We start from the raw sequence: 7,367 nt of genomic DNA, 5'->3' as shown, positions 1-7,367 counted from the left end.
AACTCTCCGTACCGTTCCCAGCCCGTATAGCCCGTCAAGCGCCCCAGAACCACATCGCTGCAACCCCGGTGAAGGGGGTTCTAAGACTACTAATCCACAGCCGCAACCCCTTTTTTGAAGATTTCGCCAAAAATGAATTAGCCATTGTAAATGCTCAATAAAATTCCACTTCGCATCACGATTTCCGCTCCAACGAGTCCGCTGAACAACGCTCGGCGCATAAATTGACGGGTCAAATGGGCGAATCCGAACGTTGTGAGCCGCGCGATGGCGAGAATATCCGTCGCGGTTCGAGCCAATCCACGCAGTCCGACAAGGAAGGACCGCCATCAACACGATACAGGTGGTCACAGGATTTGGGTCCCATTGCGTTCAGGCGGTAGTCAGACCGAGCCGATACAGTCGCAAGACTCTTCGCAGCAGGCGTGATCGTCAGGTTTTGTTGCTTACGTCTCAGTCAGATGAAGCAGACTGGCGAGCAGGAACGGCCGTCACAATGTCCGGTCGCATTGAGCCTCTGAAGACTGTCAAAATGCGACGTACAGACATGTGTAACAAGGTGGACCGGCCCGATGGAGATGGTCAGCGCCAAGATATTCCGCTGAGGTGCGACAGGACACTCAAACGCCTCTGCGTACCTTTCCGCACAGGTGACGTCCCGCCATTTCTTCTGGCAGTCTTCGACTGCTCGGCAACTTGCGGGCGAACGCAGGTCTATCCGTGATGGACGTTCCTCCAGAAACGATCGGGGCGGTCGCGATCTCGTCCGAAATGGATCGAGAACGCGACCGCCCCTGAGGCGATACGAGATGACAGGAAGACATTGTTCCAACCGTGAAACGTCAGGCCAATCTGCGTTCGATCAACCTGTCCGCAACCATGTGAGGGGGTTCCCCGGTTTCGTCGGCTCGTGCAAAGACCTGTTCCAAGGTGGTCGCCAGCCCCGAAATACGATTTTCGCGATAGGACGGATCAGAGATCTTCAGGATTTCCATCGCTACGTTCACGATGCCGCCCCCGTTTACGATGTAGTCGGGCGCATAGAGGATGCCCCGGTCTTGCAGCCTCTGACCGCAAGTCTCGTCGGCCAATTGGTTGTTGGCAGCCCCAACCACAAAGCGGACCTTGAGACGGTCGATCGCATCGGCGGTCAGGACACCACCCATGGCACACGGTGCAAAAACATCCGCGTCCTGGTGCAGGATTTCGTCCGGGGAAACAACCGTTGCCCCAAATTCTGTTTCGGCCAAGCGCACGGTCTCGTCGTTGATGTCGCTCACAATCAGCTTGGCACCGGCTTTGTGCAGCATTCCCGCCAGACTCATTCCGACGTGCCCAAGGCCCTGGATGGCGATTGTCTTGCCGGACAGGTCATCCGTTCCAAGCCCGTGTTTCAGGGTTTGCTTGAGGCACAGGAACACACCCCGTGCCGTGACCGGCGATGGATCTCCGCTGGCAAATTCGCCACCGTCCAGACCTGCGACATAAGATGTGGATTCGGCGACATTGGCCATGTCTTGCGGAGACACGCCCACATCCTCGGCAGTGTAGTAGTTTCCCGCCAGATGTTCGATGAAAGCTCCGAAGGCACGCATGAGTTCGGGTGTCTTTTGGGTTTTCGGATCGCCTATGATCACCGATTTTCCGCCGCCAAGCGGCAATTCGGCCGCGGCGTTCTTGTAAGTCATGCCGCGCGAAAGACGTTCGACATCATAGATCGCGTCCTCGATCCTGGCATAATTGAACATCCGGCATCCGCCCGCCGCGGGTCCGCGCTGCAGCGAGTGGATCGAGATCAGAGCATGCAATCCGGTCTGTTCGTCCTTTGCCTCGATCAGGCGCGCATAGCCTTCGCGCGGCTCGAGATCACGAATGGACAGAGCGTGTGTGGCGGCGGCGGCGTGGTTCATGTGGTGCCCCTTCATATGGCAAGGACGTTTCTGAATTGAGCAGGTCACAGCCTTTTGGTCCAGCCGACCTGCCCTGATCGAGTCTTTCGATTGGGTGCACCGCAATTTTATCCGCACATTGTCAGAATAACTGTTTGAACTTAGGATGATCCCAGCAGGATTCAAAACCTGGTTTTGGTGAAACGCAATAACTCGAAAGACAATTCGTGAAACCATTGGACAAAACAGATATCCGAATCCTGCGCGCCCTGCAGAACGAAGGCAATTTACCCAACACGCGGCTGTCCGAAATCGTTGCCCTATCGACCAGCCAATGTTGGCAGCGCGTGCAACGTCTGCAACGCGAAGGATACATCACCGGTTACAACGCGGTCATCAATCACGCGTTGCTGGGTTATTCCGATATCGTTCTGGTCGAGATTTCCGCCACCCGCGAACAAGTGTCTCGTATTTCCGAGCTTTGCGATGAACTGAGCAAGATACCCGAAGTGCTGGAGGTTCATCTGACGTCGGGAGAATTCGACTGTTTTATCAAGGTCGCCGTCGATGGAACGCGCGGGTTCGAGAGTTTTCTCAACAACAAGCTCTATCGTATCAATGGGATCCGTAGTTCCCGATCTTCCTTTTCGTTGAAGTGCTTCAAGAACGAACCGGGTTTCGTGCCCGATACGATCTAGCGCGAACAGGATGAGGCGCAAACCCTCACGCCCACCCGATATCGCCAGCCGGTCAGGCTCTGAGCTTCGGCACCCCGTCACAGGAGTCCACATCGACGTCATCGAAACTGCGCCCGCAGACTCCGCATTCGTCGACCCCTTTGATCGCTCCGAGTCCGCCACAGCTTCCGGTGATGCGCTTGCCCTGAAAGATCACGCCCACGGCCATGCCGACAACCACCATCAGAAAGACACCAAATGCAACAATCATCGTTTCCATTGTTTTCTCCCGTTGGCCTTCGGCGATCTAGCCGCCGAAGTCATCCAGCATGATATCTTCGCGTTCAACGCCCAGATCAACCAGCATGTTGATCACCGACGAGTTCATGATCGGCGGACCACACATGTAGTACTCACATTCTTCGGGCGCAGGATGGTCCTTGAGGTATTGCTCGTAGAGCACATTGTGGATGAACCCGGTATAGCCGTCCCAATCGTCGTCGGGCATCGGATCAGAGAGCGCCACGTGCCAGGTGAAGTTCGGGTTCTCGGCGGCAAGCTGGTCGAAATCCTCGACAAAGAACATCTCGCGTTTGGAGCGCGCGCCGTACCAGAACGTGATCTTGCGGTCCGAACTCAGCCGTTTCAGCTGGTCGAAGATGTGGCTTCGCATCGGTGCCATACCTGCGCCGCCGCCAACAAAGACCATTTCCTTGTCTGTATCACGTGCAAAAAACTCGCCGTAGGGGCCAGAGATCGTGACTTCGTCACCCGGCTTGAGGTTAAAAATATAGGTCGACATCTTGCCCGGCGGGACCTTGGAAGGATCGGCATGCGGTGGAGGCGTCGCGATCCGCACGTTCAGCATGATCAGCCCGCGCTCATCGGGATAGTTCGCCATCGAATAGGCGCGTTCCACATGCTCGGAGTTGCTGGCGTGAATGTCCCACAACGCGAACTTGTCCCAGTCCTCGCGGTATTCCTCGGCGACCTCGAAATCCTTGAAGCCGATCTGGTAGGGCGGGCATTCGATCTGGATGTAACCCCCGGCGCGAAAATCGACATTCTCGCCCTCGGGCAATTCGAGCACCAGGTTCTTGATAAAGGTCGCGACGTTGTCGTTCGACCGCACCTTGCACTTCCATTTCTTGACCCCGAACACCTCGTCTGGAATCCGGATCTTCATGTCCTGCTTCACGGCCACCTGACAAGACAGACGGTCGCCCTCGCGCGCCTCGCGCTTGGTGATGTGGCTAAGTTCGGTGGGCAGAATGGAGCCGCCGCCCTCCTCCACCTGCACCCGACATTGAGCACAGGTGCCGCCGCCACCGCAGGCCGAAGGAACAAACAGGTTCTCGCTCGCCAGCGCGCTCAAGAGCTTGCCGCCGGCAGGCACCGAAATCGTTTTTTCGCCGTTGATCTCGATATTCACCGCACCCGAAGAGACCAGCACCGAACGGGCGGCAAGGATGATCCCCACCAGCGCCAGGATGATGGTGGTAAAGAGCGCGACACCGAGGAAGAAATCGACCATTTGTGTATCCTCAGAGTTGGACGCCGGAGAACGACATGAACGCCATCGCCATCAGGCCGGCGGTGATGAAGGTGATCCCTAGCCCGCGCAGGCCAGCCGGCACATCGGAGTATTTCATCTTTTCCCGCAGCCCCGCGAGCGCGACGATCGCCAAGGCCCAGCCGGTGCCGGACCCGATGCCATAGACTACGCTTTCGGCGAAATCGTAGTCACGTTCGACCATGAACAGCGACCCGCCCAGGATAGCGCAGTTCACCGTGATCAGCGGCAGGAACACGCCAAGCGCGGTGTAAAGTGCCGGAAAGAACTTATCGAGCAACATCTCGAGGATCTGCACCATGGCCGCGATCACGCCGATATAGCTGATCAGGCCAAGGAACATCAGGTCGGTTTCATCAAAACCCAACCACGACATGGCACCGGGTTTCAGGAACAGGTTCAGGATCAGGTTGTTGGCCGGTATCGTGATCGTCTGCACCAGAACCACGGCAACCCCGAGGCCAAAGGCAGTGGTGATCTTCTTGGACACCGCCAGGAAGGTGCACATCCCGAGGAAGAACGACAGTGCCATATTCTCGATGAATATGGACTTGATAAAGAGGCTTAGAAGGGCTTCCATGATCAGTGCTCACTCACCTGTACGTCGAGAATGACATTTTCAACACGTTCCCGCTGATCGGTCTTCCAGCTGCGCAGGATCCAGATGAACCCACCGATGATGAAAAAGGCCGAGGGCGGCAGCAAGAGTAACCCGTTGGGGATGTACCAACCGCCATTGGACACTGTTGGCAGAATCTCGAACCCCATCAACTTGCCGGCGCCAAAGAGCTCGCGGATCACCGCAACGCCGATCAGGATGGCGCTGTAGCCCAGTCCGTTGCCGATACCGTCCAGAAAGCTCGGTATTGGCGGGTTGGCCATGGCATAGGCCTCGGCACGGCCCATCACGATGCAGTTGGTGATGATCAGCCCGACAAAGACCGACAGCGTCTTAGCAATGTCGGGCAGGAATGCACGCAGCACCTGATCAACCACGATCACCAGCGATGAGATGATAACCATCTGGATGATGATCCGGATTGATCCGGGAATGTGATGCCGGATCATCGAAATGAACAGGTTCGAAAACGCTGTTACCGTTGTCAGCGCGACGCACATCACCAGCGAGACCTGCAGCGACGATGTCACAGCCAGCGCCGAACAGATGCCCAGCGTTTGCAGGATCACGGGGTTGTTGTCGAGAACCGGGTCGAGGATGAGCTTCTTGCGGTCAGCCATTGGTCGCCAACTCCTCTGTCATGTTCTTCAGGAACGGGCCGAAACCATCTTCGCCAACCCAATAGCGCACCAGGTTGTGCACGCCGCGCGATGTCAGCGTGGCACCGGCCAACCCGTCGACTTCAAAGTCGCCCGTGGCCCCGGATTTCACGATCTCGATCGCGACCTCGCCGTCGTCGCCATAGAGCTTCTTGCCCGGCCACTGCCCACGCCAAGACGGGTTGTCGACTTCGCCGCCGAGACCCGGAGTTTCGGCGTGTTGATAGAATTGCAGGCCGACCACCTCGTTGCCATCGGGCTTGAGCGCCACAAAGCCATAGAGCGTTGACCAGAGACCATAACCATGCACCGGCAGGATGATGGTTTCGTAACCGTCGTCCGCCACGTCCTTGACCAGATAGATGGTAGAATAGTTGACCCGCCGCTTGATCTGGGCGGGATCCTCTTCCGCCGACAGCACCGCGCTCAGTTCCGGGTCGCGCTCCGCGACACGCTCGTCATAGCCTTCGGGATCAACGGCATCGGTGAACGCGCCAGTGCGCAGGTCAACGACACGCGGTTCGATCCGCTCGGCATAGACCGTACCGACATCGGTTCCGGCCTCATAGAGCCCTGCGACCTGCAGGATGTTGGTCTGCTTGGACAGCTTGGCGTTTGCCGCCTGAAGGGGCCGCAGCCCGATCGCCGCCGCCGACACAAGCACCGAGCCCACCAGGCACAGCGCAACCGCCATGAAAATGATCTTGAACGGGTGATCGTTGGAAAAGATCGACTTGTTCTCAGCCATTGCGACCAGCCCTCCGACGGATGTTGGCGCTTACCACAAAGTTGTCGATGAGCGGCGCGAAGACATTGCCGAACAGGATCGCGAGCATCATGCCCTCCGGGAACGCCGGGTTGACCACCCGGATCAGCACGCACATGACCCCGATCAGCCCGCCATACCACCATCGCCCGGTGTTGGTCATCGCGCCGGAAACCGGCTCTGTCACCATGAAGACCAGTCCGAACATGTATCCGCCGACCACGATGTGCCACCAGAACGGCATCGCGAACATCGGGTTGGTGTCGCTGCCGATCAGGTTGAAGACGCTGCTCATCGCTATGGTGCCGACCAGACAGCCGGCCATCAAACGGTAGTTGGCGATCTTGGTATAAAGCAGGAACAATCCCCCGAGCAGGATCGCGAAGGCAGATGTCTCGCCGATAGACCCGTCCATGAAGCCCCAGAATGCCGTCCACCAGTCAAGCCCGATCGCGGGCAGCGCCTGATAGCCGTCGCTGGCACTGACGCTCAGAGCGGTGGCGCCGGAGTAGCCATCAACCGGCACCCAGACCGAATCGCCCGACATCTGCGCCGGATAGGCAAAATAGAGGAAAGCGCGTCCGACAAGCGCCGGGTTCAACAGGTTTTTCCCCGTCCCGCCAAAGACTTCCTTGCCGATGACCACACCGAATATGATACCAACCGCGACCTGCCACAGCGGGATCGACGCCGGAACGATCAGCGAATAGAGCATCGAGGTGACAAAGAAGCCTTCGTTCACCTCGTGGCCACGGATCACCGCAAACGTAACCTCGACGATGCCACCCACTATGAGCGTGGTAAGGTAGATCGGGACGAAGTAGAGAAACCCGTGAAAGAAACAGGCGAGGATACTGCTCGGATCATAGCCGATCCCAAAGGTGTCCAGAACCCAGCCGCGCCAGCCGCCAGCCGTCGTTTCCCCAAGGGTGGCGAGCGCGGTGTTGGCCTGAAGGCCGGTGTTGTAGAGTCCGAACAGGATCGCCGGAATGGTCGCGATCACAACATAGGTCATCACCCGCTTCAGATCGAGCGCTGCCCGCGCATGGGGCGCGTACTTCGTCACGGTCTTCGGGCTGTAGAAGATCGTGTCGAACATCTCGTAGACGGCATAGTACTTTTCGTACTTCCCGCCCTTTGTGAAATGCGGCTCGATCGAGTCGAGTATGTTGCGCAAACCCATT

8 protein-coding genes are annotated in these 7,367 nt (G+C 57.6%); 1 reads left to right on the top strand and 7 read right to left on the bottom strand.

Annotation, left to right across the window (positions count from 1 at the left end):
- Nucleotides 1-842 precede the first annotated feature (842 nt).
- Nucleotides 843-1,910 carry a Glu/Leu/Phe/Val family dehydrogenase gene (locus QO231_RS16165; RefSeq protein WP_316778608.1) on the bottom strand — a complete coding sequence of 356 codons (1,068 nt, stop codon included), beginning with the start codon at nt 1,908-1,910 and terminating at the stop codon, nt 843-845.
- 206 nt (nt 1,911-2,116) lie between these two features.
- On the opposite strand from QO231_RS16165, the gene QO231_RS16160 reads away from it, so the two are divergent.
- Entirely contained in the window at nt 2,117-2,587 is a 471-nt protein-coding gene (locus tag QO231_RS16160; protein WP_316778606.1) for an Lrp/AsnC family transcriptional regulator, read from the top strand.
- 52 nt (nt 2,588-2,639) lie between these two features.
- Here the strand turns inward: QO231_RS16160 and nqrM are convergent, their stop codons facing one another.
- The 6 genes from nqrM to QO231_RS16130 are packed head-to-tail and all read right to left on the bottom strand — an operon-like array spanning nt 2,640 to nt 7,366.
- Entirely contained in the window at nt 2,640-2,846 is a 207-nt protein-coding gene (nqrM, locus tag QO231_RS16155; RefSeq protein WP_316778604.1) for a (Na+)-NQR maturation NqrM, read from the bottom strand.
- A 27-nt stretch (nt 2,847-2,873) separates the two neighbouring features.
- Entirely contained in the window at nt 2,874-4,100 is a 1,227-nt protein-coding gene (gene nqrF, locus QO231_RS16150) for an NADH:ubiquinone reductase (Na(+)-transporting) subunit F (RefSeq protein ID WP_316778602.1), read from the bottom strand.
- 10 nt (nt 4,101-4,110) lie between these two features.
- On the bottom strand, nt 4,111-4,719 hold the full coding sequence (gene nqrE / locus QO231_RS16145) for an NADH:ubiquinone reductase (Na(+)-transporting) subunit E (protein WP_316778599.1): 609 nt from the start codon (nt 4,717-4,719) through the stop codon (nt 4,111-4,113).
- A gap of 2 nt (nt 4,720-4,721) precedes the next feature.
- Nucleotides 4,722-5,378, bottom strand: a complete 657-nt coding sequence (locus tag QO231_RS16140) for an NADH:ubiquinone reductase (Na(+)-transporting) subunit D (protein ID WP_316778596.1) — start codon at nt 5,376-5,378, stop codon at nt 4,722-4,724.
- Nucleotides 5,371-6,165 carry a Na(+)-translocating NADH-quinone reductase subunit C gene (locus QO231_RS16135; RefSeq protein WP_316778593.1) on the bottom strand — a complete coding sequence of 265 codons (795 nt, stop codon included), beginning with the start codon at nt 6,163-6,165 and terminating at the stop codon, nt 5,371-5,373. The genes QO231_RS16140 and QO231_RS16135 overlap by 8 nt, the downstream gene beginning before the upstream one ends.
- The gene (locus tag QO231_RS16130) at nt 6,158-7,366 is read right to left on the bottom strand and encodes an NADH:ubiquinone reductase (Na(+)-transporting) subunit B (protein WP_316778591.1); all 1,209 of its coding nucleotides are present in this window, start codon (nt 7,364-7,366) and stop codon (nt 6,158-6,160) included. The genes QO231_RS16135 and QO231_RS16130 overlap by 8 nt, the downstream gene beginning before the upstream one ends.
- Between the last annotated feature and the right edge of the window lies 1 nt (nt 7,367).

Source organism: Sedimentitalea todarodis (genome assembly GCF_032595355.1).
Taxonomy (GTDB): domain Bacteria; phylum Pseudomonadota; class Alphaproteobacteria; order Rhodobacterales; family Rhodobacteraceae; genus Sedimentitalea; species Sedimentitalea todarodis.
The sequence above is the reverse complement of the archived record's forward strand: the minus strand, read 5'-3'. Positions and strand labels throughout refer to the sequence as shown.